Below are 25,789 nucleotides of genomic sequence, written 5' to 3' on the forward strand. Positions count from 1 at the left end.
ATGGTGCTAATTAGTAGAAATGTACTTATTTCTTAATCTATTCTTTTTCAATCATAAAAAAATGTGCCTATGAAGTATTTACTATTACTCTTCACCGTGACGTTTCACGGACAAGTTTTGCACCACCAAATGATAGGATCGCAAGGTGAATCTAAAACATTATCAAATGGTATTGTTGTTAGTCAGTCCATAGGACAGCAAAGTGTAGTTGGAACCTCTGTTAATGGTTTTACAGTTATACAAGGTTTTCAGCAAAATAGTTGGGCAGAATACATTTTGCTTAATGATTTTAGTAAGATTATTACAACCACGTACCCCAATCCATTTATCAGAACTGTTAATTTTGAATTTTCGGCAGTGATGAATCGAATGGTTGAAGTTTCCATTTATGATTTCCTTGGTCATTTGGTTTTTAAAAAAGAACAGATGGTTACAGATAAAATACTGACGTTTAACTTAGACGTAATTACAGGTCAGGAGTTCTTAGTAAAATTAAGTGCTACTAACTTTATTCACTTTACAAAAATCATTAAAAAACAATAGCAATAATTACCACTTTAAAATTATAATTATGAAGAAAATAACTTTACTTTTTATATTCTTTTTTGCTTTAGCAAGTTACTCACAGACTAAAGGGATAACGTATCAAGCTGTTTTACTTAATCCAGCAGGCAATCAAACTAGGGGAGTAGGTCAAAACCTTCCTCTTATGGATAAGCAAATTTGCATGTCATTTAAATTTGTAGATGAGTTTTCAAATGTAGAATATCAAGAAGTCGTGCAAGCGAAGACTGACTCGTACGGCATGGTAAACTTAATAATTGGTTCCGGAGAACAAACTGCTGGGTATGCTTCTTCATTTAGCGATATCAGCTGGTCGACGTCAAACAAGAAGCTAGTTGTTGGTGTTAATACCAATGGTAATTGCACCACATTTATTGAGATCAGTAATCAGGATTTTTCTTTTGTTCCTTTTGCTTACGCCGCAACAAATGCAGAAAATGTTACAGGAGTTGTTTCTATCGAAAATGGAGGTACTAATGCTACTACAGTCATTCAAGCTAAAACTAATTTACAATTACAGAATGTTAATAATACAGCTGATCTAGATAAACCAATTTCAACTGCTACCCAAACCGCTTTAGGTATAAAAGTAGATAAACAAACAGGTAAAGGTCTATCTACAGAAGATTACACTTCTTTAGAGAAAACCAAGTTAGCCGCTATCTCAGGTAGCAATACAGGAGATCAAGATTTAAGTACTTTTGCTACTAACACAAACTTGTCTTTAAAAGTGGATAAAGTAGCTGGTAAAGGTTTGTCGACAGAAGATTATTCAACAGTAGAGAAAGCTAAGTTAGCCGCTATCTCAGGTAGCAATACTGGAGATCAAGATTTGAGTAGTTTTGCTACTAACACAAACTTGGCTTTAAAAGTGGATAAAGTAGCTGGTAAAGGTTTGTCAACAGAAGATTACACTTCTTCAGAGAAAACAAAGTTAGCCGCTATCTCAGGTAGCAATACAGGAGATCAAGATTTGAGTAGTTTTGCTACGAATAGCAATTTGGATTTAAAAGCAAATGTAGCTTCGCCAACTTTTACAGGAACAGTATCGGGAATTACAGCTACAATGGTTGGATTGTCTATTGTAGATAATACATCAGATGTTAATAAACCAGTTTCAATAGCTACACAAACGGCATTAGACACTAAAGTAGATAAGGAAATAGGCAAAGGTTTGTCAACCGAAGATTATTCGACGGTAGATAAAACAAAATTAGCAGCAATAACTGGCAGCAACACGGGAGATCAAGATTTGAGCAGTTTTGCTACGAATAGCAATTTGGATTTAAAAGCAAATGTAGCTTCGCCAACTTTTACTGGAACAGTATCGGGTATTACAGCTACGATGGTTGGATTGTCTAATGTAGATAATACATCAGATGCGAATAAACCAGTTTCTACAGCAGCGCAAACGGCATTAGACACAAAAGCAAATTTAGATTCGCCAACATTAACGGGAACTCCATTAGCTCCAACAGCGGCAGCTGAAACGAATTCGATACAAATTGCTACAACTGAATATGTAACAACTGCAATTTCAACCTCAGGCGCCAATTTTTTAGCATTGAATGGCGGGGTATTGACTGGAACATTGAAAGGGACATATGGGGATTTTTCATCTAACTTTAGAGTTGGTTCATTGACTTTAGTAGGTAATACTCGTTCATGGGATTTAGGTCCTAATGGAAATGGGATTGCATTGGTTCAAGGGGGGTGTTGTAGAAGACTAACCATTGATGAAGAAGGTAGATTTGGTATAGGTGCAAATTATGATCCTTTATATCAACTAGATGTTCAAGGTGACGGCCGATTCACTAGTGATGTTACCGCAACTGCTTTTAAAATTTTGAATGGAACGGCATCTCAATTCTTAAAAGCCGATGGTAGCATAGATACTAACACTTATTTGTCTTCGACTGCTGTAGGTAATTTTGTAGATTTAACAGCCGATCAATCGATTAATGGAGATAAACGCTTTTCAAATAATATTCTAGTTCGTGAAACTACGATAGGATCTTTTGGAGCTTCTGATACAGGAAATATTGGATTTGGAATTGCTAATTACGTTTATGGTGATACGAGCACCATGCAGAATAATACGGCAATCGGGAATTTTGCTTTTACATCATCATCAGGAAGCAACAATACAGCTATAGGAACAAATGCTATACGACAAGGAGACGGTGGATCTGGAGATGAAAATACTGCTGTTGGAACCGCTGCCTTAACCAATGCGCAAGCCGGAAATAGAAATACAGCGGTAGGAGCTTTTACTATGACACAAGCTGTGGGTTCAGAAAATACAGCGATCGGAAATTTAGCAGGAATGAATATAAGTACAGGAAGTTACAATACTTTTTTAGGTAGTGGAACTGGTATCAATTCAGAAGTAAATGGGTCCATAAATAATGCAACAGCAATTGGAAGCGGAGCAAAAGTAGATGCGAGTAACACCATTATATTAGGAAACTCAGCAATTACGGATGTTATTACCAGTGGTAAAATAACTACAGGAGCTATCACAATTCCAAATACCGATGGTGATGCTGGACAAGTTTTGAGTACTAACGGATCAGGAGTTGTTTCGTGGATTACACCAGCAACGGCATCAAGCAGTACTTTTGTTGATCTATCAACGGATCAAAATATTGCAGGAAATAAGGTATTTGAAAAGGATGTAGTTATAAATGGCGTTGCTGTTGGAAGAGGAAAATTTAACGAAAACTCAAATACTGCTATTGGACTGGGTGCTTTAGAAAATAATGAGGGTTATGCAAACACTGCAGTAGGTAGAGGAGCTTTGGCTTCAAATCTATCCAATGGTGGCAATACAGCGCTGGGGTATATAGCATTAGTTAATAATGTTTCAGGCTCTGATAATGTAGCTGTCGGAAGTCAAGCTCTAGAAACTAATATTTCAGGCTCATCTAATACTGCAATTGGTAAGCGTGCAGATGTATCTTCTGACGGAATTTCAAATTCGGTAGCTATAGGAGCAAATGCTTTTGTAACAACTTCCAATACCATTCAGCTAGGTTCAGATGGCAGTGGTTCCTATCCTGCAATTACTAATGTGAACACTAGTGGAGTAATAAAAGCAGGATCAGTAACTTATCCTAATGCTCACAATAGCACATCTGGTCAGGTTTTAACTATGAGTGTAAGCGGACTAGCAAGTTGGGAGAATAATATTCAATATAAGCAAGTTATTCTATCAAATAATACAAATGATCAGACTCCTGTTACGGTTGGAGGTTTATCAATAAGAGTGAATAATAAAATTTTAGAAATTTCTAGACTGACTTATAGTGACCCTAGCACAGTAGGAGTATATGCTACCGTATACAATGGAAATTCTGGTGCTTTTAATGCTAATCTAGATGGTTCTGGAGGACCAGTCACACCAAAATATGGAACAACAATTGCCAGCGCTAATGTGGGAACTTGGTCTAGTCTGTTAGATGATGCTAACGGTGTAAAGCAGGAAATTGGTACTTATTACTTTAAACTTGAAGCAGACTTAAGTGTTTATAATAGCTCAAAGACTTACAAACTTACTGTGCTAACAGACGGTTGGGGGAAAGTTATTATGAGATTAATTTATTATCCGGAATAGTTGTAACTTATTTGTAAATAATTTTAGGTCATTCCTATCCTCTTTTTCATTAAAGTGAGTAGTGATTATAGCAGTAACCACAAAAAAGGTTCAACAATAAGTTGAACCTTTTTTTGTAATATAAGTATTTATCTCACCTTAATTATCTCTTTAACTGCTTGCTCATAATTCCTGATACTTTTTGCTTTTTTAATCATTTTGTGTACTTTGTGCGGGTTGTCAAAAATAACGGAGAAGTATTCCCATAAATGATGCATTTTTAACAATATATGTGTCGCACCCGAAAGGGATTCACTATATCCGGCATATAAAGTCTCGTGGAATTGAGCAAATAATTCCATTTTGTTTTTGGGGTATTCTAAAGTGTCGTTTTTTATCATACTTGGTAGGAAGGGATCAGCAATCAAACCACGTCCAATCATCCAGTGATCTATTGCAGGAAAACGGTCTTGCATTTCTTTAAATTTCGCTACACTTGTGATGTCTCCGTTGTAATACAGTTTTACTTTGCTTTGATCTACGCAAGCTTGAAAGGCGTCTAAGTGAACGCCACCTTTGTATAATTGTTTTCCAAGTCGGGCATGAACAGCTACGTTTTTTACGTCGTACTTTTCTAAAATTGGTAGTACATTTAAAATTTCCTCTGTTGTATCGTATCCTAGTCTCATTTTCATCGACACAATAATGTCCGATTCATTTTTTACTTTATGTAAAATCTGCTCGATTTTTTCAGTATTACTGATGAGTCCTGAGCCCATTCCACATTTGGTAACCATAGGGTAGGGACAACCTAAATTCCAGTTTAACTCCTTGTATCCTAATTCTTGTACATATTTAGAAACAAATAAAAATTCATCGGCATCATTCGTTATAATTTGCGGAATTACTTCTAAAGTGTTATTATTTTCCGGTAATAAATCACGCTGGTAGGACGACTTGATTACTAATTTTCCATTTAATCGAATGTAAGGTGCGTAAAAAGTGTCAATTCCGCCAAAAATTTTATTTTGTGCATTTCTAAAACGGTAATCGGTAAAGCCTTGTAAAGGGGAAGAGAGTAGGGTGTAGCTCATGAAAATTTAAATTAGGCAAATATAGTCAATGAAAACCATAAGTAGTACAAACAAAAAAAGACTTTCATAAGAAAGTCTTTTTTGATAAAATAAAAATGAGTTTTAAACTTTCCCTAAAGTATATAATTGTTCCATTGTTGGTGATAAGCTTCCTCCTGCTGGTTCAAGTGTTATACCAAAAGCTTCGGCATCGCCGGTATTGCTAACGGCAAACATGCGTTGCGTATTGCTATCAAACTTATCCAGTAAACCTATGCTTGTAGGTGTTAACGGATTTAGTTTTAAGGCCCAAACTTGATATACCATTCCTTTAGGAGGTTCTGGCAAGCCTGCGGCGTCAACGTAAACCACTTCCGTGTTTTTGTTCCAATATACTTTGGCAGATGAGGTAGGTGCGACAGCTTGTCCTCCTAGTTCAACTACAGTGTTATTTGTATCTCTAACAACAGCTAAAGTAGTTTCCGTTTGCTTTTTTGCTAATTCTAATAGATTAAGTTGTTGCTCAATCTTAGCTTTTTCAGCAGTTGCATTTACGACCTGAGTATTGGTTTGGTCTAATTGTGTGTATTGAAAACCAATACCTACTAATAGGAGCACAGCTGCAGCCCATCCCACATATTGTCCCCAATTTGTTTTAGGTTCAAGCGGAATTACTTTAGCATACTTAAGTTCTAATTTCTCTCTAATTTTTTCATAGTTTGATACAGAAAGGAATGGTGAAAAACTAGAAGACAACGAGACGATAGATTTCTCGATTGCTACTATTTCACTATTTATTTCTGGACTATCTTTTGCTTTTAGTGCAACTTCTTCATTTTCGGATTCCGATAATAATCCGTAAACATAAAGTTCTAAAATACCTGATTCTATATATTCTTTTGTTTCCATTATACGTTTAGATAATTTCTTAAATCATTTATACAATTACGATTATGCGTTTTTACAGTTCCTAAGGGAATAGCTAACTCGTCAGAGGCCTCTTGCTGAGTGTATCCTTTAAAAAACAATAAATCAATAATTTGTATACATTTAGGTTTTAGTCTTTTTACAAAGTCTTGCAACCCTATAGTGTCTACTTTGTCAACGAGTTTGTTGGAGTCGTCAAATAGATTTACGAAATTATCTGAAGATAGGTTTTTTTGACTGTTATTAAAGTTTTTAGAACGTAATTTGTCTATTGATGTATTTCTTGCAATGTTTAGAATCCAAGTATAAAAACGACCTTTACTTTCGTTATAAGAATCAATATTTTTCCATATTTTGACAAATACATCTTGAAGTACATCTTCTGCTTCTTCTCTATTTTTTACCAAAACATTTATTACTGAAAATAAACTTTTGGAGTACATGTCGTATAAATGAGTGAAAGCCCGCTCATCTTTCTTGTAAACTAATACTAATAATTCTTCTTGAGTCATATGATTTTTTTTTCTAGCTGTAAACACATCATTTGTTGTATAAAACTTGCTAAAATTAGTCATTATACATTACATATTTATTGCTTGCGAGGAATTAAATGTTTTTTATTTGTTTCAAACAACTTTTTTAAGGTGATTATTTTAAAAAATAAAATACTTTTTTTAAATCCAATACTTAAAAAGTATCGTAAATAAGTAAAAGGTTAATTATTTGAACGCGAAATTACCTTTGAATAAAAAGTACATAAACTTATTGGATTAGCAAATCAAAATAGCTGTTTATTATCGCATATCTTATGGAAAAGACACACATTTTTGTTCGCAAAGGGGATTTTGTGATAATAAAATGTGTTGTTTTCCAAATGAAAGAAAACTATTTGTTACAAATTAATTGATTAGAAGTAGTAGTAATGTCAAGCCCTTTTTTTGCTTAACTGCTAGTTTAAAATAGAATATCTAATTAATAAACGATTGTTTGTTTTGTTAGTTAAGCCTAACGTTCTCCTACTGGACGTTGGGCTTTTTTTGTGCCTTATCATAGTAAAATAGTTGTTGCACATTCGTATTTTATTTATCTTTTGATTATTTTTGACAATGTACAATAGTAAATTTGCTACTTTAATTTTAGTACTTAGTTTTTGACAAGCAGGTCATTTTAAAATTAAACTAAAAAAATATAAAAAATGGGCAAAGAAAATATTTATCAATTTAAAGTAGCTGATTTAATAGGAAACGAATTTGATTTTTCCAGTTTAAAAGGCAAGAAGGTGATGATCGTAAATACAGCTTCTAAATGTGGTTTGACACCTCAGTATAAAGATTTAGAACTTTTATTTGACCAATATAAAGATTCTAACTTTGTAGTGGTTGGTTTTCCAGCTAATAACTTCGGTGCGCAAGAACCGGCAACAAATAGTGAAATTGCTACTTTTTGTCGCTTCAATTATGGAGTAACTTTTCCTATGATGGCAAAAGTATCTGTAAAAGGAGACGATATGTGTGCCATTTATCAATTTTTAACTCAAAAATCCAGAAATGGATTCCAAGATTCTGAAGTAGAATGGAACTTCCAAAAATATTTAATTAATCAAAACGGAGAACTTGAAAAAGTGATTAAACCGCAGACTTCACCCACTGACTCATCAATTACTGATTGGATTATGGAATTATAATTTTTAAAACCAATTGAAATAGAATAGGCTTTCCCACTTCGGAAAGCCTATTCTATTTACTCTAAAATTAACTGCACAAAGACGGAATGCAGCCAACGATCGAATTTAAAAGCAGATTCTTTAATAATTCCGACAGTTTTAAAGCCGAATTTTGCATGAAAGTCAACACTGCTTTGGTTTTCTGAATCAATTACTCCAATCATGGTATGTAATCCTTGTTTTTTAGCAAGTTCAATTAAATCACCTAATAGCACCTTGCCAATTCCTTTTCCGTGAAAATCAGTGCTCACATAAACAGAATGCTCTACAGTAAATTTATTAGCTTCTTTGAACCTGAATTCACTGTACATTCCAAAACCGACAGCCACTCCATCTAACTCTGCAATAATTACGGGAAATCCTTTTTTTATTTTATCGGCAAGAATATCTTTTTGTACCTCATAGCTTCTTACATTGTAATCATATAATGCTGTTGAATGTAGAATGTTATAGTTTATGATGTCCAATATTAATTGCGTATCTTCTATTTTATACGGTCTAATTTTAATTTCCATGTGTAGCTTTTATTTTGCTTTCAAATTTAATAAAACTATTTAAGATTAAGGAAAAACCTTTACATCTTTGTATCTTTGTAACACAGAAAAAGATACCATGATTTACCCCAAAATACCCTTAGCACAAAGCATTATCGAAATTTGTGGCGCTAAAGGAATACACACTATCATTATTTCACCTGGTTCTAGAAATGCACCTCTAACGATAGGTTTTGCAAGCAATACCGCTTTTAAAAGTTATAGTATTGCTGATGAACGTTCAGCGGCTTTTTTTGCACTCGGAATTGCGCAACAAACTAAAAAACCAGTGGCACTAGTTTGTACCTCAGGATCAGCTTTATTAAACTATTATCCTGCGTTTGCGGAAGCTTTTTACAGTCAAATTCCTTTAATTGTAATTTCGGCAGATAGGCCTCAAAATAAAATTGATATCGGTGATGGACAAACGATTCGCCAAGAAAATGTTTTTGCTAATCATAGTTTGTATAATGCCAATCTAAATGAAGAGGTGTCTCTCGAAAATGACATTAAAATAAATCAAGCTATTGATACTGCTTTATTTAAAAAAGGACCAGTGCATATTAATGCTCCTTTTGAAGAGCCTTTATACGAAAAGGTTACTGAATTGTCTGTACGAAGTAAAATAGATGCTTTCCAACCAGAAACAAAATCAATTTCTAAAGCTGAGGTAGAGGAATATGCTCGTATTTGGGATAATTCGTCAAAAAAAATGGTCCTCGTAGGAGTCGCTGATCCTAATACTTTAAAGTATGAGACCATAGAAGCTTTTGCAAATGATGCTTCAGTAGTTGTTTTAACGGAGACCACTTCAAACTTGCATCATCCTAGTTTTATTAACAATATAGATACGATAATTACGCCTTTTACAGCAACTGATTTCGAGAACTTTCGTCCGGAGATATTAATCACTTTTGGCGGCATGATTGTTTCTAAACGAATAAAAGCTTTTTTAAGAAAGTACAAGCCGGAACACCATTGGCATATTGATTCGTTGCGTGCTTATGATACTTTTAGTGCACTAACAAAGCATTTTGAGGTAGAACCAAATTTATTTTTTGATGCGTTTTTACCGTTAACAAGCAACGTAAATAGCGCTTATTTTAGTGACTTAGATGCAGTAAAATTTATTAGAAAAGAAAAGGGTGAAACATATTTGTCTAAGATTCCTTTTTCGGATTTTGTGGTTTTTGATAAAGTTATCTCTAGTTTACCTAAAAACTCTCAATTTCAATTAAGTAATAGTTCTGCTATTCGCTATGCCCAATTAATCGAAATTGATCCTACAATTGAAGTGTTTTGTAATAGAGGTACTAGCGGTATCGATGGTAGCACTTCAACGGCTATTGGAGCAGCTGTAGCAAATAAAAAACTGACTGTTTTTATAACGGGAGATATAGGGTTTTTGTATGATAGTAACGCTTTGTGGAATAGTTATATTCCTAAAAATTTTAAAATTATATTAATAAATAACGGAGGAGGAGGTATATTTCGAATTTTACCTGGTCATGAAGAAACGCCTGTTTTTAATACCTATTTTGAAACGGCACATTGCTTAACAGCTGAACATTTAGCTGCGATGTATGGTTTAGATTATATTACAGCAAGTGATAGCAATAGTTTAACCCTAGGTTTAAAAAACATGTATGATCAAAATGACAAGCCAGTACTACTTGAAGTTTTTACTCCTACATTAAAAAATGATGCTATATTATTGCAGTTTTTTAAAGAACTTGTATAGTATCCTTTAGGTATAACACAAAAAAAGCGCCCGTTAAGGCGCTTTTTAATTGTTTACTATTATCGTATTGGTTTTGGAAAGACAGCTAAGCTAGGATGTCCTAGTTCGTCTACTGCTTGAACCGCAAAGAAAAAGTTATCTTTTGAGTAGGCAATTTCAGCTTTTGTTTCTTTAACAAAAATTGTTTTCTGCCATTGTGAATCGGCTGTGCTTCTAATTAAAATTTGGTAACCAAAAGGTGCTTTTCCTTCTGGAGCTTCCCAAACTAAAGTAGAGAAATTAGTTAACTCTTTTACCTCAATTCCTACATTTTTAGGAGATCTTGGTGACCATGCTAAGTTTGTTAAACTAGCTAAATTAGCTGCGGTGGTTTTACGTAAATAATCAAAATCCATAAATTCTGGTAAATCTCCGTATTTCACTCCTTTTTCAGTTCGTAAATCTTGGTGCTGGTGATCGTAGTTTTCGTTCATTTCGCACATGCGGATAGCAGTAAATCCATTTTGACTAAAAGGAGTATGATCTCCTCCACGTAAAAAACGATCGTTTCTGTATACTAATTCTACTTCTAATTGCGGAACATATTGCTCAGTAGCAGTTTTGATGTAACGTGCTAATTGTCTTGATGGACTATCATTATCACTGTTGATAGCCTTACGCATCTTAGCTTCTTCTTCCGTTTCTAAGTAAGGAATAGTTTCACTAAACACACGCACTTTAGTATTATTGCTTAAACGTGTACCACTTGATAAACTGTTCCCAATCATGTCATTATTAAGCATAGCGGCAACATTCCATTTTTCTGCCTTAGCCATTTCTGCTAAATGTCGCGCTCCGTATAATCCTTGTTCTTCGCCAGTTACAGCTACAAAAATAATTGTACAAGGATAAGATCGTTTACTCATTATTTTTGCTAGTTCCATCATTGCCGCTACACCTGATCCATCATCATTTGCTCCTGGTGCATCTGCAGTCGTGTTCATCACATCAGTCACACGAGAATCTAAGTGACCACTTATTATAAATACACGATCATCACTAGGATCTGTTCCCTTTAAAGTAGCCATCACGTTACCTAATTGGCTATCCACAGCGATTCTTCTTCCATCTGCTTTTATAGTAAAATAATCTATTTTCGATGTCAATCGCCCGTTAGATTCTAAAGCATATTTATCAAATTCTGATTTAACCCAAGCTTGTGCAGCACCAATTCCACGAGTTTTACTTTTAGTATCGCTTAAAGTATGTCTGGTTCCAAACGACACTAATTTCACAACAGTTGACTCCAGACTATTGGCTTTTATTTCGCTAACCATTTTATTGATCTCAGGGTCATTTTGTAAAGCTTGAGCATTTATTACTGGTGAAAAAAGCACCATCGGCAATAAGTAAAGGATTTTTTGTAGTCTCATTTTAAAAATTTAATTGTTTTTGGTAACTTCAAATTTAGTGAAAATTAAATAAATTATTGGAATTCTTTTAATGATATGATTTCATTCTAAATACTATTTTCAAAGTTCGTACCTTTGCGCTTTAGAAAATTAGAATAACATGATTGAAATAGGAAAATACAATACGCTTACCATACTTCGTGATACTAAAGTTGGTTTATTTTTGGGAACTCCAGAAACGGATCCAGAAGGAATTCACGATATCCTTTTACCTAACAAATATGTTCCAAATGAATTTGAAATAGGGGAAGAACTTATTGTTTTTGTTTATTTAGATCATGAAGAAAGACCGGTTGCTACTACACTAGAGCCATACATCTTATTGAACGAATTTGCACTTTTACGTGTAAACTATGTTAATCAAGTAGGTGCTTTTATGGACTGGGGAATGGAAAAAGATATATTAGTTCCTTTTAAGGAGCAAGCTCGTCCGATGGAAAAAGGGAAACGTTATCTTGTTTACCTTTACATTGATGAAAAAACAAACCGTCTAGTTGCTTCAAGCAAAACGAATCAGTTTCTAAAAAATGATACTATTACAGTTGAAAAAGGAGAGGAAGTAGATTTAATCGTATCTCATATTACGGAACTAGGTATTAATGTAATAATCAATGAGCAGTTTAAGGGCTTATTATACAAAGACGAGGTTTATGATGATGCCATTCGTACAGGTGATCGTATGAGAGGCTATATTAAAAATGTGCGTCCTGATAACAAAATTGATGTTTCACTGCAAATTCAAGGTTATGAAAGTATAGAGCCTAATGCCGATAAGATTTTAGATGAGTTAAGAGCTAGTCGTGGATTTTTGAGACTTAACGACAATTCACATCCAGAGGATATCAAGACAGTCTTAAAGATGAGTAAGAAAACGTTCAAAAAAGCTATTGGGGCCTTGTATAGAGAAAAGCTAATTGAAATAAAAGACGATGGGATTTATCTTATCACAGAGCAGTAGTTTTACAAAAATAAAATAATGCAATCACATGAAAAGCTAATCATTTTTTGATTAGCTTTTTTTATGACCTAAAGGTTTTTACTACTCTTTTCCTCTTGTTGATTGCTAAACTCTGATTTTAGTACAATGTCCTTTATGATTGCATCGAGTTCATGACTTGAAGTTAAAATATTTTCAATCAAAAAATCTTTTTCAGCATCCGTAATGTCACGATCCTTTAATAGTCCAGTTAATGCCATTAATCGCGATAAAGGTGTTCTAACTGTGTGAGATTGCATCCATGTAATTTCTCGTAAGGTTCTGTTTTGTTCTTCTATTTTTTCAATATGTAAAATACGCTGTTTTATGCTGTCGTCGAGTCCTATAAAAAGTTGTGGAATTAGAAAACAGACTAAAAAACTTAAAAAAATTAAATTACCAAAAACAGCGAGTAATTCAGTTACAGTGAAGTCGTTATTATGAAATTGAACTAGTTCGAAATAATACAAAAGCACATATGCGCAAGAAAGAACAGTATTTATTATGGCTGGAAGATATTGATTTTTAAACGAATAAATTAATATGGCTACAACAGATGTAGCTAGTAGGTAAAGCGTGCTGTTGAGTCCTATATAATAAATCAAGACAAAACTTAATACATAAACGGTAGTAATAAATAATATTTTTCGATGCTTAATGTCAATGCCTTTTTTAAAACTAATGATCATAATCATGGTAATGCTTAACAGATCAACAAAGGCAACCGCATAATAACTAGATTGAATTGCCCAGATTAGTGACGGAATTAGAGCGATTAAACTTAACGGTAAAATAAATAACATGGTATTAGTAAACATATCATCGCGCCAATAGCTAAGGTCTTTGTAGGAGTTGAAAGATGCGGTAGTATTGGTTTTAATTCGAGATGTATATTTTTGTAATACAACCATAAAAGACTACTTTTTGTTTTAACGTTTTGGTAATCAAAACGATATATCAGTAAATATAACAAATTAACAGTAGAAATCCTAAAGATAAAGTGGATCAAATTTGAGAAATAACTTTTTCTTAATAATTACAGTTATTTTATGATTTATACTTCGATAATGTAATGCTGTTGTTATTGTATAAAGTCTGAAAAATGCACTATTTTTACGCTATAATAATTTAAACCCATAACAATGGATTGGATCACGGCAAAAGAATACGAAGATATTACTTATAAGAAATGCAATGGAGTTGCAAGAATAGCTTTTAATAGACCTAATGTTCGCAATGCTTTTCGTCCTAAAACAACTGCAGAACTTTACAATGCATTCTATGATGCGCAAGAAGATACTTCAATAGGAGTTGTTTTATTGTCTGCTGAAGGTCCATCAACTAAAGATGGTGTCTATTCCTTTTGTAGTGGTGGCGATCAAAATGCACGCGGGCATCAAGGATATGTAGGTGATGATGGGCAACACCGTCTCAATATCTTGGAGGTGCAGCGTCTAATCCGTTTCATGCCTAAGGTAGTAATTGCAGTAGTTCCAGGTTGGGCTGTGGGCGGTGGTCATAGTTTGCATGTAGTTTGTGATATGACACTTGCAAGTAAAGAACATGCTATATTTAAACAAACTGATGCTGATGTAACTAGCTTTGATGGTGGATATGGATCAGCTTATTTAGCTAAAATGGTTGGGCAGAAAAAAGCTAGAGAGATTTTCTTCTTGGGACGTAATTATTCTGCTCAAGAAGCAATGGATATGGGAATGGTAAATGCCGTAATACCTCATGACGAATTAGAAGCGACGGCATACGAGTGGGCACAGGAAATATTAGGAAAATCTCCTATGGCTATCAAAATGCTGAAATTTGCCATGAACCTTACTGATGATGGAATGGTTGGACAGCAAGTTTTTGCTGGTGAAGCAACTCGTTTAGCGTACATGACTGAAGAAGCTAAGGAGGGAAGAAATGCTTTTCTAGAAAAACGTAAACCTAACTTTGAAAAAAAATGGTTACCATAAAACTTTTAAATTAATAAATTTTAAAAAATTTACATGGAGCATTTTACAAATGAAGTAATTGACATTAAGCAGCTGCCTCGATTTGAAACAGTAGGGTTGTCTAAGTTGAATCCTAATTATGGTAAGGTTATTGGATTCAATATTTTAATTACTTTTTTAATTCTTGGAGGTGGACTTGTTGCTTTATTATTTTTTAATAAAGATTTGCAAAATTATTGGCAACAGCTTTTAGTTCTTTATGTGATTTTAGTCGCCATAGTGGTATTTTTTTCAGCTGTGAGTTTAAAGAAAAAAGCTTTTGCTTTTAGAACCCATGATGTAATTTATCAGAGTGGTGTGCTGGCTACGAATACTATTGTAATTCCATATAATAGAGTTCAACATGTAGCTTTGCATGAAGGATTTGTTGCTAGATTTTTTGGTTTAGCCAAAGTAGAAATTTTTACGGCTGGCGGAAGTGCAAGTGATATTTCAATTCCGGGAATCGCTTTGGCGCAAGCCGAAGACATAAAACAATTACTAATGGGGAAAATTCAAAAGCAACTGTAATGCAGGAACAATTTGGACAACCACAAAGGCAATCCTTAGTTGGTATTTTGATTATGTTTATCAATACTTTGCAAAAATGGTTGCGTGCTTTAGGACCAGTTGTTCTGATCTATTTTTTTAGATTCAAAGACTTAAATAAAGCATATGTAATTTTAGGAGTTTTTGTTTTTTTAGTATTGATTGTGGTTGTTGCTTTTTTAAAATATAAAAATTTCACTTTTTATCTCGATAGCGATAATAAAGAGTTTGTGATCCAAGAGGGCGTTTTAAATAAAACAAAAACAATTATCCAATTGGATAGAATTCAACAAGTAAATATAAATCAGTCGTTTATTCAAAGATTAGTAAATGTTTATGAGATTAATGTTGATACAGCGGGAAGTGCCGAAAAGGAAGGGCAAATAAAGGCAATTACACATTCTTTGGCACTAGCGTTAAAAGCACGACTTTTAGAAAAAGAAAATTATGAAGATGGTGAAAATAAAAGGATTTTAAATGCAGAAACAGTAGAAGAAAAGGAATCTGAGAACTCGTTTATTAAAATTAGTTTTTTGAGTTTACTTAAAGTTGGGATCACATCAAATTACGTAAAGACGTTTAGTTTAATTTTAGCTTTTTTTGTTACAATTTACGAAAACACTAAGAATGTATTGTCTGAATCAGATTTTGAAGTTCAGAATCAAAATATTGATAGTTATTTTGAAAAAAGCGCAATGATAATACCACTTGTTTTGGTAACGTTGTGTTTGATTCTTATTATTAATTTGGTTCGCGTCGTCTTTAAGTATTTCGATTATACAGTAGTAAAGCAAAACAAATCGTTATTATTATCTTTTGGGTTGCTAAATACAAAAAGCACCATTATTAAGTCAGATAAAGTGCAGTTAGTTACCGTTACAAGTAATTATTTCCAAAAGAAAATGAATATTTTGGAACTCAAAATAAAACAAGCTACCAGTGGCGAAAAGCAAGAGAAGAAAGTGCTTATAGAAATACCAGGTTGTAACAATGAGGAAAAAGAGGCGATTTTATCCCTTTTGTATGATAAAATTCCGGACAAAGGATTGGCTTTAAAGCCAAATTATAGAAAGTTAGTTTTTTCGATTTTTTTGTTTCTCATCTTGCCTTTTTCAGGTTATGTCGCTTTTGCAACTTACATTGAGCCACAATTTTTTCAATACTATATGGGAGCAGTTTGTTATGTGTTTTTTATAGGAATGATATTGATTTTTGGATTTAGAAACAACCGATTGTTTATTACGGATGGTTTTATAATTAAGCAAAGTGGTGCTTGGGATATTGATAGTACAATTGTTGAAACCGGCAAAATACAAGCCATTACGACCTCGCAATTGTTTTGGCACAAAAAAGCGGATATTGGTTCGGTTACTATTCATACTGCAGGCGGAAACCTTTCTTTTCAATTGGGAAATTTCTCGATCATTAAAGATTATGTTAATCGATGGCTGTATAAAATAGAGGTATCTAATAGCAATTGGATGTAATTTCTTAAAGAGAATATAGAAAAGAATAATTTGCCGCGAGCTGTAATTAAAAATTGAAAAGAATAATAAATAAAATAAAATAAATAAAATGAAACATTGGATTGAAGCCGCACGATTGCGCACTTTACCATTATCTGTATCTGGAATTATTGTAGGTAGTATTTATGCATTAGCGCACCCTACGGACGAAATATTGACACCTACTGATGTTTTTAACTGGAATATTTTTGGTTTTGCGATATTAACTACTCTTGGTTTACAAATACTTTCCAACTTTGCAAATGATTACGGTGACGGAATAAAAGGAACTGACAATGAAGATAGAGTAGGTCCTAAACGGGCGATTCAAAGTGGAGTAATCACTCCCGCTGCTATGAAAAAAGCAATAATTATAACGTCATTTTTAACTTTATGTTCTGCAATGGCGTTAATATATTATGCTTTTACGGATACTAATTTGTTTTATTCTTTGTTTTATCTTGTCTTAGGAATTTTAGCGATCTTCTCTGCAATTCGATATACAGTAGGTAACACAGCCTACGGCTATCGTGGTTTTGGAGATTTATTTGTTTTTGTCTTCTTTGGTTTAGTAAGTACTATGGGTGTCAATTTCTTGTATTCTAAACAAATAGATGCTTTATTATTGTTACCAGCCATATCCATAGGTTTATTGAGTGTAGGTGTTTTAAACCTTAATAATATGAGGGACGAAGCGTCAGATAAAAAAGTAGGTAAGAACACTATCGTTGTAAAAATAGGAGGAGCAAAGGCAAAAAAATACCACTACTTTCTAATAATTAGTGCGATGGTACTAGTGGTACTTTTTTCAGTTCTTAGCAATTATAGATTCGATCAATACTTGTATTTAATTGCATTTGTGCCTTTAGTTAAGCATTTACTAACAGTGTATAAAAATCAAGACTCTAGAGCATTGGATCCTGAATTAAAGAAACTAGCGCTTAGCACTTTTTTTCTAAGTATTCTCCTTTCAATTTGCATGGTATCATTAGTTGCTGACTTGTTTGTCAACGTGTTTTTAGGCGGTAGGTAATAGAGCAAAACAAATAATATAATTTAAATATAAAACTATAAAAATGAAAATAACTTTTTACGGACACGCATCCCTAGGAATTGAAGTAGCTGGAAAACACATTTTAGTAGATCCATTTATTTCAGGAAACCCCTTAGCGGCTCATATTGATATCAATAATTTGCAGGCCGATTATATATTGTTGACACATGCTCACGGAGATCACGTTTTAGACGTTGAGGCTATTGCTGAGCGCACTAAAGCAACTATTGTTTCTAATGCTGAAATTGCTACCTATTACAGCAATAAAGGCTTAAACGCGCACCCTATGAATCATGGCGGAAGTTGGACTTTCGATTTCGGAAAAGTAAAATACGTAAATGCCATTCACTCTAGTTCGTTTCCTGATGGGACTAACGGTGGTAATCCTGGCGGATTCGTAATCGAAGGTGAGCATAAAAACATTTACATAGCTGGCGATACTGCTTTAACAATGGATATGAAGCTTATTCCAATGCGCACCAAACTAGATTTGGCTATTTTCCCAATTGGGAATAATTTTACAATGGATGTTGAGGATGCAATTATTGCAGCTGAATTTGTACAATGCGACAAAATTTTAGGTTACCATTACGATACTTTTGGTTATATTAAAATCGATCATAAACAAGCCATACAGCAGTTTTTTGATAAAGGAAAAGATTTAATGCTACTAGAAATAGGAGAAAGCATCGAATTGTAATTTTTCTTGGAGCTTTTTCCTGCTATCCATTACAATATTCAGTACCTCCCTTTAAAAATCGGGAGGTACTGAATGATTTTCATTTCTATCAGGGCTAAAAAAATCGATTACTAATACAAGATTACCTAAGTGAAAAAAATAATTGCAATACTATTCGTTAGTTTTTCTAGCTCCGCTGCTTTTGCACAGCAGGACGGTTTTTGGGACAAAGAAAGAGCTACTACAAAAGAAATTGTTGTTTCAGCTAGAGACCGTATTGTCATCAAAACAGATGATTTTCCTGTAGGAACAACGGAACTAATTTATAGAATTACTTTGCTAGATGATAATCAGCAATTGGCTAGTAGCCTTGTCTCAGTTTTAAAAGCAATTCCTGACCCTACGGGTATCAGTCAAGGTTCAGCAGGAGCTGTCTTTTTACTGTCAAAAGTATCGGGAGATGATAAATCAAAGTATGCTATCTTTTCTTCTAATGATTTTGCTACAGCTTACCAAAAATCGGGCAAAACCTATGATGCTTGCTTTGTTCAAGACGAACCTATTAGCAAGGACGCAAAACGTTTGTCTATCGATAAATCTACTTGCATAAAAACAAATACTACTAATTTATGGTTTGGTTTCGAAAGTAAAAACTGGATTATGAAACAAAAAATCGTGCTCGAAGTAGTTCCGTGGGTAGATAAAAAATTAGCTAGAGGCTGGTCTACTGAGAATAGAAAATTCATTATTGATCAGTGCAAAACCTCTGCGATAGCACGAAGCATGCCTAACTCCGATGATTTTTGCATTTGCTTACAGCAAAAAATTCAGGAAAAGTATACCTTTCAAGAGTTTCAGAAACTGCTGCCAATGGAGCAAACTAAAGTCTATAAAGACTTTGGAGCAAGTTGTGTTGTTGAAACTAATGTTGCTAAAGGAGTTACCACTGATATGAGATTGGTAGCAAATAAAGCAATACAAAAAAAGGATTATGCTACTGCAATCAAACAGTATATTATGATTGTAGCACAACCCAAAGCTACTGCTTTAGACTATAACGGACTTGGTTATAGTTATTTGATAACCAAGCAATATGGCAAAGCTATTAAAGCAATGGAAGCAGGCGAAAAATTAGATGCTACAGAGTTATTACTGCAATTAAACTTAGCTCATGCCTATTTGATAAATGGAGATTATAGAAGAGCAAAAGAAATTTATAAAGAATACCAAAACCAGAATGTAACGGATAGTACAAGTTGGAAGCAAAAAATTAAAGATGATTTTGTTATCTTTAAAAAATCAGGTTTACCAACTACAGATTTTGATCGCATTTTAAAGTTGTTAGACTGATAACAACAAAATTAATACCACCTGACGGGTAAATAAAAAAAAACAAAAATGAAAACTACAATCACAATTACACGCTATTTTGGATTGTTTATATTCTTAATTGGAATACTTCTTAACCTCAAAATGTATTTTCTAGACGAGCCAGGTACTCTTGTCTATCTGCTGTTGTGCTTTTTCGGAATAATCCTTTTTGGTTTATCATACCTCATGAAAATAAGCAAGTAGAAATACATCATAGTTAAATTAGGTACTCATGTAAGGAAGTCTATTTTTTATCCTTTGCATAAAAAAATATAACAGCAATTTCAAAAATAATGAAAGCTACGTATCATAAATATATTCTTGACTTCAAACGACCATCAGGAACTTCTCGAGGTGTGATGACAGAGAAAGAAACTTGGTTTATTGTTCTGGAAGACAATGAAAAAAAAGGAATAGGGGAGTGCGGAATCCTAAGAGGTTTAAGCGCTGATGATAGACCAGATTATGAGCAGAAGTTGCAGTGGACTTGTGCTAATATCCATTTAGGGGTAGAGGCGCTTTGGGATGCCTTAATTGAATTTCCATCGATACAATTTGGAGTCGAAATGGCCTTTCAATCTTTACGAAGTGAAACTCCTTTTTTACTCTTTCCCTCGGCCTTTACAAAGGAGGAAAAATCGATACCTATTAATGGTTTAATTTGGATGGGTGAACCTGCTTTTATGAAGCAACAAATTGAAGAAAAATTAGCCGAAGGTTTTAGCTGTGTGAAGCTAAAAATAGGAGCTATTGATTTTGAAAAAGAACTAGATTTGTTGCGATTTATTAGGGCTAATTTTGATGAAAATCAAATCGAAATTAGGGTTGATGCTAACGGTGCATTTGGGTTAAATGATGCTTTAGGTAAATTAACACAAATATCTGAATTTAAACTACATAGTATAGAGCAGCCTATTCAAAAAAACAATACTGACAGGATGGCAGAGTTATGTAAAACAGCTCCTTTTCCTATTGCTTTAGATGAAGAACTTATTGGTGTGTATAGCATGGATGAAAAAGAGGCATTACTTCTAAAAACGAAGCCACAATATATCATTCTAAAACCAAGCTTTGTGGGTGGTTTTAAGGGAACGCAACAATGGATTTCATTGGCTGAAAAGCATAATATAGGTTGGTGGATTACCTCGGCTTTAGAGAGTAATATAGGACTAAATGCTATCGCACAATGGACCTTTTTACAACAGAATTTAATGCCTCAGGGATTAGGAACTGGGGCGCTTTATACGAATAATTTTGATTGTCCTCTGGATGTTTCTGAAGGACAATTATGGTATAAAAATGATAAAAAGTGGCAGTTTGACTTTCACAGTATATAGCACTGTTTGGAGCAATTTTCGAATCAGATTTAGACATAAAAACCGACTATTTACTAGCCGGTTTTTTTTTAATACTAATTTGTAAACTCTAATTCTTTACTTCATTTTTTGAGCAAACTTCCCAATGGTCATTCCTTGTACTAAGATTGAGAAGCAAACAATAACATAAGTAATCGTTACCCAAATGTCTTTATTGTATTCTGGGTTGATTGACAGCGCTAATGCAATTGAGATTCCGCCTCTTAATCCGCCCCAAGTCAATATTAAAATTGTTTTCTGGTTGATTCGTTCTTTCAAACGTACAGCGATTGATGGAATATAAACAGAAATATATCGCGTAACTAATGTGATTAACAGGATGATGATAGCAGCAAATACAACCTTTTGATTGGTTTGAATGATTAGTAGTTCTAAACCAATTAATACAAACAAAAGCGCGTTTAAGATTTCGTCGATTAATTCCCAAAATTTATCTACATATTCAGCAGTTACATCAGACATTCCCAAACTTTTGCCATGATTTCCTGTGATTAGGCCTGCGACAACCATGGCTAGTGGTCCAGAAACATGCGTGTAGTGAGCAAATGTGTAGCCGCCCATTACTATTGCTAGCGTAATCAAAACTTCTACTTGGTAATTGTCGATACTCGCAATTAGTTTGTAGCCTATGTAGCCTATTAATGCCCCTAGAACTAATCCGCCAATTGCTTCTTGTCCAAATAAGACTAGGATACTACTTATATTAATTTCGGTTCCAGGTTTTGCTAATTTTAAAATAGTAATGAAAACAACTACTGCAACTCCATCATTAAACAAGGATTCACCCGCGATTTTAGTCTCTAAAGATTTAGATACTCCCGCACTTTTTAAAATACTTAAAACTGCAATTGGGTCTGTAGGAGAGATTAAAGCACCAAAAAGCATAGCATGAATTAACTGTACTTCTATTCCCATGAAATTCAATAAATAAAAAGAGGCAAATCCAATTATAAACGTACTGATTAATACGCTTATGGTTGAAAATAACAGAATACTTAATTTCTCATTATTTAAATCTTTGAATTTGATGTGTATTGCTCCTGCAAAAAGCATGAAACTCAGCAAGCTCTCTAATAGTAACTCACTAAAATTGATACTTTCCATTTTTATGGCAACATCTTCCTTAAAAGAGGGAAAATAGTAGCCTATAATTAAAATAAAGAAAGAGAATATCAACGACACTAACATTAAACCTATCGCATTAGGTAGCTTCAACACTCTAAAATTGATATAGGCGAATCCCGCAGAAAGAACAATGAGTATGGAGAAAAGATGAAATAAGTCCATAGTTATTTTTTAATATTAATGTTAAAGTCAGGAGCCTCAACTAATTGAAAAGTTGCTGATGCCATTTTAACTTCTCCCTTTGTTGCCTCTATTGCTGTTAGAATTTTAGTAAATAATTCTGTCTTTGTGAAACGTCTTTTTTTGTAGCCTACAACATAGCGCAGTGTATATTCGGCCCAGTTATCATTGGCAATTAGAGAAACCATTGGTTCTGTTTGAGCATCTTCTAGTCGGTATTTGTTCTGCAAGGAATGCCACTTTTGTTTTGATTGAACACTTAATTCCCCAGCAACTTCTGTTCCAGCCTGTAAAATAATTTGTTTTGCGAGGTCGTAGTTACTTCCGTATTGTATGGGGATTTTTATTTCGTCCCATAAAAAAGGAAAGTCGCCCGAATAATTAAAGACGGGTTCTTTAAAAACGTAACTATTGGCAATTAGAACGATTCGTCCATTGTATAAGTCACCATCAACCCATTGTCCAGTTTCCATTATAGTCGTTCGCAATACGCCAATATCCATTACATCTCCTTTGACACCTCCCAACTGTACCCGATCACCTGTATCATAAAAGTCACCAAACATAATAGCTAGCCATCCTGCAAAAGAGGCTATAACTTCCTGCAGAGCAAACGCAATTCCCGCTCCTGCTACCCCAAAGGCAACGGTTAAATTTCCGAGTTTGGAACTAAAAATAATTGTTAAAAGCAATATCGACAATACATAACCAACAAAAACACTGAATTTATTAGCCTTATACCGGTTTTCATTGTCTTTAATTTTAGAAAATATGTTTTTCTGAATTACTTTTAAAATGATCCAAATTACGGCAACACCAATAAAAAAAGTTACGATTTTACCGACGGTGGGATTGTACAGGTATGCGGTTATTTCTTCTTCCATTATGTAGGAGTTAAAGTGAACACTTCTTTGCAATAATTATAAATAAATCAGAACATATTAATCTTAAACGTGTGATCGTTCTAATTACATATTATAAAATCGTTATAAAAATAGCTAATTTCACTTGATTAATGATCTTGAGTTATTCCTAAGTAAGATGAATAAAACTAATTTAAATATAGTAAACTCCTTTCAAGTTGTAAAATCGAATTAAATAGAAAGATAAATAGGTATCTAAAAAAAACTGTCAAAACGTTTAAAAATAGAACCATTGAGCAACCGATTTAAGATTACAACCAAATTGTGGCATACCTACTTGCAAGTAGTAGATTGCAAGGTTAAAACTGGCGTTTAATCTCTTTGAATGAAATAAAGATGTAGTTAACCTATCCCTACATAATTAAACGAACACCACCAAGCTCAGAAACACGATAAGAGAAACGATCTCCCGGAGACCCAATAAACATAAAGTTTTTAGGGATATTCCATTTTATGGATAATTCGTCGATAATTGCAGGCCCAAAAACACCTTCTAGTTCAATAAACTCGATATCAATTTCCGGATAAGCTCTATCTAATACTTTTAAGTCAGAGATTAAAAGATCGTTATTTTCATTGTCTTTATTGATATTAACAATTTTAAGCTTTTTAGTAGATTCGTTATTTTCAACATATTGCATTACCTTATTGATGATAGCAACATCATCCCCTTTGGTGAAAAACACAAATTCTTGTGATTGAATTTTAATATTCATTTTTGATAAATAACGGTTACTTGTTATAACCATTCTGCGAAGCGGTTTGTAAAAATACTCTAGTGCTTCAATTAAAAGACGAATAATCAAAGAGCGATTTAGCATGATAGCAACAAATCCAAATGCAGGAACTAAATATTGTAAGAAGGTATAAAAGGAATTAATATTTAACTCCATATTTCCTATGAATGCGGTTATGATTAAGGCAACAGCAATAACTACTGAAATTCCACGTGCTTTTTCTGGTCTTGGTAGTTTTTTTCTTTTAAATTTTAATAAAAGATTTCCAACTCCAAACAGTCCCATCACCGCTAAAAATGAAAAAGTATATACACCTGCTAGTGCCACAATTTCTCCTTTGGTAACTAATAAAACGGAGATGCATAAAACTAAAAAGCTGATGATAATGCGGTAATTGGAACCTCGTTTATTTTGTTTTAAAAAGTAGTTGGGTAAAATTCTATCTAAGGTCATACGACTTAATAATCCAGAAACTCCCACAAAGGAAGTCAAAACTGCTCCACAAAGAACTAAGACAGCATCAATAGAAATCAAGTAAGCGAGCCATGATCCTCCTGTTGTCTCTCCTAAATAGGCAAGTAATGATTCTTGATGTTCTCCAACTTGTGCTAATGGAATAATGCAAATAAGTAATAATGCAATGGCAGGATTGAAAAAACTAACAATTGCCCACATATTACGTAGCGTTTTTGGAAACACTCCTTGCTGTTGTTCTTCAACAAAGTTAGCCGAACTTTCAAAACCGGATATCCCTAACATAGCAGCCGAAAATCCTAGAAACAAAGCGTTCATTATGGTTCCTGAAGTGATGGGAAGATTCCAGTTTAGATTGAAAACGTCCAAACCATTCATGAAAATGAACCAAACTGAAGTTGCAACCAATAACGTCAGGGTTGTTAAATGCGTAATAAAAATAACAACGGCAACTATAGCAGATTCGCCAATACCAACAATTGCTAATCCGGTAAAAATTAGTAATATGATAATTGTAGCAATAGGGATATTAATTCCGGGTGCAATGTTATGCAAGTAATGCATTCCTTCTGAAGCTGATATTACTGCAGTCGCCATATAGGAGAGGACGGTTAAAGTAGCTGCAATTGAAGCAAGCCTTTTGGAAGATGTGTTTAACAGTACATTATAAGCTCCACCATTTAAAGGCAGTGCTCCAACAACTTCACCGTATATTTTTCTAAACAAAAATAAAACAACACCTACAAATAATAATGAAATCCATGCATATTGACCAGCATACATGATTGTAAGTGCTGAAACGTAAAGGCAAGAGGAACTTATATCATTTCCGCAAATTGCAGTTGCTTGTAATTCGTTTAATTTTTTATGCAGTACTTGTTTCATTATCCTTTTTATTATTGATTGTAAGAATGGTTGCAAGATAATGATTTGAAATAAAATGCCCAATATTATAGTAAATCCTTTTAAATAAATTTTTAGAAATTTTTATTCGGATTAAACTTACAAACAAAAATAAAGTTATTTATAAAATAAGTATTGAGTCAACTAATTGGTAAATAATTACTTAGGTGTTTATTTGAGTGTCGTACCTGTGATACTACTTGTAGCATAGTTAGATTACAGTCTGTTTTACTATTCCTTTGTAAACCTACAAATTGTTTAAATTAACAGTTATAGATGAGAATTTTAAAGGAATAAAAGCTGAAGTACAAAATTCAAAATTTAAATTTCAGGACTAAT

22 protein-coding genes are annotated in these 25,789 nt (G+C 33.6%); 13 read left to right on the forward strand and 9 right to left on the reverse strand.

Going from position 1 to position 25,789, the window contains the following annotated elements; genetic code table 11:
- Nucleotides 1–69: 69 nt before the first annotated feature.
- Together H8R22_RS15205 and H8R22_RS15210 are read left to right on the forward strand one after the other, a co-directional pair.
- On the forward strand, nt 70–543 hold the full coding sequence (locus H8R22_RS15205) for a T9SS type A sorting domain-containing protein (protein ID WP_187011255.1): 474 nt from the start codon (nt 70–72) through the stop codon (nt 541–543).
- A gap of 28 nt (nt 544–571) precedes the next feature.
- Nucleotides 572–4,180, forward strand: coding sequence for a beta strand repeat-containing protein (locus H8R22_RS15210; RefSeq protein ID WP_187011256.1), 3,609 nt, complete (start codon nt 572–574; stop codon nt 4,178–4,180).
- A 128-nt stretch (nt 4,181–4,308) separates the two neighbouring features.
- Here the strand turns inward: H8R22_RS15210 and H8R22_RS15215 are convergent, their stop codons facing one another.
- The 3 genes from H8R22_RS15215 to H8R22_RS15225 form a co-directional block, all read right to left on the reverse strand.
- Complete coding sequence (locus H8R22_RS15215; protein WP_187011257.1) at nt 4,309–5,253, reverse strand: tRNA dihydrouridine synthase; 945 nt, start codon at nt 5,251–5,253, stop codon at nt 4,309–4,311.
- A gap of 102 nt (nt 5,254–5,355) precedes the next feature.
- Nucleotides 5,356–6,141: an anti-sigma factor gene (locus H8R22_RS15220; RefSeq protein WP_187011258.1), complete on the reverse strand. Its 786-nt coding sequence runs from the start codon at nt 6,139–6,141 to the stop codon at nt 5,356–5,358.
- Nucleotides 6,141–6,671 carry an RNA polymerase sigma factor gene (locus tag H8R22_RS15225; protein WP_187011259.1) on the reverse strand — a complete coding sequence of 177 codons (531 nt, stop codon included), beginning with the start codon at nt 6,669–6,671 and terminating at the stop codon, nt 6,141–6,143. Before H8R22_RS15225 ends, H8R22_RS15220 begins: the two co-directional genes overlap by 1 nt.
- A 683-nt stretch (nt 6,672–7,354) precedes the next feature.
- Between H8R22_RS15225 and H8R22_RS15230 the strand changes: the two genes are divergently transcribed.
- Complete coding sequence (locus tag H8R22_RS15230) at nt 7,355–7,843, forward strand: glutathione peroxidase (protein ID WP_187011260.1); 489 nt, start codon at nt 7,355–7,357, stop codon at nt 7,841–7,843.
- A 56-nt stretch (nt 7,844–7,899) separates the two neighbouring features.
- Here the strand turns inward: H8R22_RS15230 and H8R22_RS15235 are convergent, their stop codons facing one another.
- A complete protein-coding gene (locus H8R22_RS15235; RefSeq protein ID WP_187011261.1) occupies nt 7,900–8,397 on the reverse strand; it encodes a GNAT family N-acetyltransferase in 498 nt (165 codons plus the stop codon).
- Between the two features lie 97 nt (nt 8,398–8,494).
- Here H8R22_RS15235 and menD point away from each other — a divergent pair, with 97 nt between their 5' ends.
- Entirely contained in the window at nt 8,495–10,156 is a 1,662-nt protein-coding gene (gene menD, locus H8R22_RS15240; RefSeq protein WP_187011262.1) for a 2-succinyl-5-enolpyruvyl-6-hydroxy-3-cyclohexene-1-carboxylic-acid synthase, read from the forward strand.
- A gap of 59 nt (nt 10,157–10,215) precedes the next feature.
- Here the strand turns inward: menD and H8R22_RS15245 are convergent, their stop codons facing one another.
- Nucleotides 10,216–11,568: a M20/M25/M40 family metallo-hydrolase gene (locus tag H8R22_RS15245; protein WP_187011263.1), complete on the reverse strand. Its 1,353-nt coding sequence runs from the start codon at nt 11,566–11,568 to the stop codon at nt 10,216–10,218.
- A gap of 139 nt (nt 11,569–11,707) precedes the next feature.
- Here H8R22_RS15245 and H8R22_RS15250 point away from each other — a divergent pair, with 139 nt between their 5' ends.
- The gene (locus H8R22_RS15250) at nt 11,708–12,565 is read left to right on the forward strand and encodes a CvfB family protein (RefSeq protein ID WP_187011264.1); all 858 of its coding nucleotides are present in this window, start codon (nt 11,708–11,710) and stop codon (nt 12,563–12,565) included.
- 68 nt (nt 12,566–12,633) lie between these two features.
- Here the strand turns inward: H8R22_RS15250 and H8R22_RS15255 are convergent, their stop codons facing one another.
- Nucleotides 12,634–13,494 (reverse strand): hypothetical protein, encoded by an 861-nt coding sequence (locus H8R22_RS15255; protein WP_187011265.1) that lies wholly within the window; start codon nt 13,492–13,494, stop codon nt 12,634–12,636.
- Between the two features lie 231 nt (nt 13,495–13,725).
- On the opposite strand from H8R22_RS15255, the gene H8R22_RS15260 reads away from it, so the two are divergent.
- The 8 genes from H8R22_RS15260 (at nt 13,726) to H8R22_RS15295 (ending at nt 21,069) form a co-directional block, all read left to right on the forward strand.
- Nucleotides 13,726–14,556, forward strand: coding sequence for a 1,4-dihydroxy-2-naphthoyl-CoA synthase (locus H8R22_RS15260; RefSeq protein WP_187011266.1), 831 nt, complete (start codon nt 13,726–13,728; stop codon nt 14,554–14,556).
- A gap of 33 nt (nt 14,557–14,589) precedes the next feature.
- On the forward strand, nt 14,590–15,105 hold the full coding sequence (locus H8R22_RS15265; protein WP_187011267.1) for a PH domain-containing protein: 516 nt from the start codon (nt 14,590–14,592) through the stop codon (nt 15,103–15,105).
- The gene (locus H8R22_RS15270) at nt 15,105–16,610 is read left to right on the forward strand and encodes a PH domain-containing protein (RefSeq protein ID WP_187011268.1); all 1,506 of its coding nucleotides are present in this window, start codon (nt 15,105–15,107) and stop codon (nt 16,608–16,610) included. The genes H8R22_RS15265 and H8R22_RS15270 overlap by 1 nt, the downstream gene beginning before the upstream one ends.
- A gap of 88 nt (nt 16,611–16,698) precedes the next feature.
- The gene (menA, locus tag H8R22_RS15275; protein WP_187011269.1) at nt 16,699–17,661 is read left to right on the forward strand and encodes a 1,4-dihydroxy-2-naphthoate octaprenyltransferase; all 963 of its coding nucleotides are present in this window, start codon (nt 16,699–16,701) and stop codon (nt 17,659–17,661) included.
- A gap of 43 nt (nt 17,662–17,704) precedes the next feature.
- Nucleotides 17,705–18,382 (forward strand): metal-dependent hydrolase, encoded by a 678-nt coding sequence (locus H8R22_RS15280; RefSeq protein ID WP_187011270.1) that lies wholly within the window; start codon nt 17,705–17,707, stop codon nt 18,380–18,382.
- A 129-nt stretch (nt 18,383–18,511) separates the two neighbouring features.
- Entirely contained in the window at nt 18,512–19,711 is a 1,200-nt protein-coding gene (locus tag H8R22_RS15285; protein ID WP_187011271.1) for a tetratricopeptide repeat protein, read from the forward strand.
- 48 nt (nt 19,712–19,759) lie between these two features.
- A complete protein-coding gene (locus H8R22_RS15290; protein WP_187011272.1) occupies nt 19,760–19,936 on the forward strand; it encodes a hypothetical protein in 177 nt (58 codons plus the stop codon).
- Nucleotides 19,937–20,025: 89 nt separating this feature from the next.
- Nucleotides 20,026–21,069: an o-succinylbenzoate synthase gene (locus tag H8R22_RS15295; RefSeq protein WP_187011273.1), complete on the forward strand. Its 1,044-nt coding sequence runs from the start codon at nt 20,026–20,028 to the stop codon at nt 21,067–21,069.
- 96 nt (nt 21,070–21,165) lie between these two features.
- Here H8R22_RS15295 and H8R22_RS15300 read toward each other — a convergent pair whose 3' ends face one another.
- The 3 genes from H8R22_RS15300 to H8R22_RS15310 form a co-directional block, all read right to left on the reverse strand.
- Complete coding sequence (locus H8R22_RS15300) at nt 21,166–22,395, reverse strand: cation:proton antiporter (RefSeq protein WP_187011274.1); 1,230 nt, start codon at nt 22,393–22,395, stop codon at nt 21,166–21,168.
- 2 nt (nt 22,396–22,397) lie between these two features.
- Complete coding sequence (locus H8R22_RS15305; RefSeq protein ID WP_187011275.1) at nt 22,398–23,297, reverse strand: mechanosensitive ion channel family protein; 900 nt, start codon at nt 23,295–23,297, stop codon at nt 22,398–22,400.
- 392 nt (nt 23,298–23,689) lie between these two features.
- Nucleotides 23,690–25,432 (reverse strand): APC family permease, encoded by a 1,743-nt coding sequence (locus H8R22_RS15310; RefSeq protein ID WP_187011276.1) that lies wholly within the window; start codon nt 25,430–25,432, stop codon nt 23,690–23,692.
- Nucleotides 25,433–25,789: the final 357 nt, after the last annotated feature.

This window comes from Flavobacterium kayseriense (genome assembly GCF_014305095.1).
Lineage (GTDB): Bacteria > Bacteroidota > Bacteroidia > Flavobacteriales > Flavobacteriaceae > Flavobacterium > Flavobacterium kayseriense.

What these genes read in the sequence shown, in the direction of transcription:
- H8R22_RS15205 (WP_187011255.1), top strand. Translation starts at nt 70, where the DNA reads ATGAAGTATTTACTATTACTCTTCACCGTGACGTTTCACGGACAAGTT.
- H8R22_RS15210 (WP_187011256.1), top strand. Translation starts at nt 572, where the DNA reads ATGAAGAAAATAACTTTACTTTTTATATTCTTTTTTGCTTTAGCAAGT.
- H8R22_RS15215 (WP_187011257.1), bottom strand. Translation starts at nt 5,253, where the DNA reads ATGAGCTACACCCTACTCTCTTCCCCTTTACAAGGCTTTACCGATTAC.
- H8R22_RS15220 (WP_187011258.1), bottom strand. Translation starts at nt 6,141, where the DNA reads ATGGAAACAAAAGAATATATAGAATCAGGTATTTTAGAACTTTATGTT.
- H8R22_RS15225 (WP_187011259.1), bottom strand. Translation starts at nt 6,671, where the DNA reads ATGACTCAAGAAGAATTATTAGTATTAGTTTACAAGAAAGATGAGCGG.
- H8R22_RS15230 (WP_187011260.1), top strand. Translation starts at nt 7,355, where the DNA reads ATGGGCAAAGAAAATATTTATCAATTTAAAGTAGCTGATTTAATAGGA.
- H8R22_RS15235 (WP_187011261.1), bottom strand. Translation starts at nt 8,397, where the DNA reads ATGGAAATTAAAATTAGACCGTATAAAATAGAAGATACGCAATTAATA.
- menD (WP_187011262.1), top strand. Translation starts at nt 8,495, where the DNA reads ATGATTTACCCCAAAATACCCTTAGCACAAAGCATTATCGAAATTTGT.
- H8R22_RS15245 (WP_187011263.1), bottom strand. Translation starts at nt 11,568, where the DNA reads ATGAGACTACAAAAAATCCTTTACTTATTGCCGATGGTGCTTTTTTCA.
- H8R22_RS15250 (WP_187011264.1), top strand. Translation starts at nt 11,708, where the DNA reads ATGATTGAAATAGGAAAATACAATACGCTTACCATACTTCGTGATACT.
- H8R22_RS15255 (WP_187011265.1), bottom strand. Translation starts at nt 13,494, where the DNA reads ATGGTTGTATTACAAAAATATACATCTCGAATTAAAACCAATACTACC.
- H8R22_RS15260 (WP_187011266.1), top strand. Translation starts at nt 13,726, where the DNA reads ATGGATTGGATCACGGCAAAAGAATACGAAGATATTACTTATAAGAAA.
- H8R22_RS15265 (WP_187011267.1), top strand. Translation starts at nt 14,590, where the DNA reads ATGGAGCATTTTACAAATGAAGTAATTGACATTAAGCAGCTGCCTCGA.
- H8R22_RS15270 (WP_187011268.1), top strand. Translation starts at nt 15,105, where the DNA reads ATGCAGGAACAATTTGGACAACCACAAAGGCAATCCTTAGTTGGTATT.
- menA (WP_187011269.1), top strand. Translation starts at nt 16,699, where the DNA reads ATGAAACATTGGATTGAAGCCGCACGATTGCGCACTTTACCATTATCT.
- H8R22_RS15280 (WP_187011270.1), top strand. Translation starts at nt 17,705, where the DNA reads ATGAAAATAACTTTTTACGGACACGCATCCCTAGGAATTGAAGTAGCT.
- H8R22_RS15290 (WP_187011272.1), top strand. Translation starts at nt 19,760, where the DNA reads ATGAAAACTACAATCACAATTACACGCTATTTTGGATTGTTTATATTC.
- H8R22_RS15295 (WP_187011273.1), top strand. Translation starts at nt 20,026, where the DNA reads ATGAAAGCTACGTATCATAAATATATTCTTGACTTCAAACGACCATCA.
- H8R22_RS15300 (WP_187011274.1), bottom strand. Translation starts at nt 22,395, where the DNA reads ATGGACTTATTTCATCTTTTCTCCATACTCATTGTTCTTTCTGCGGGA.
- H8R22_RS15305 (WP_187011275.1), bottom strand. Translation starts at nt 23,297, where the DNA reads ATGGAAGAAGAAATAACCGCATACCTGTACAATCCCACCGTCGGTAAA.
- H8R22_RS15310 (WP_187011276.1), bottom strand. Translation starts at nt 25,432, where the DNA reads ATGAAACAAGTACTGCATAAAAAATTAAACGAATTACAAGCAACTGCA.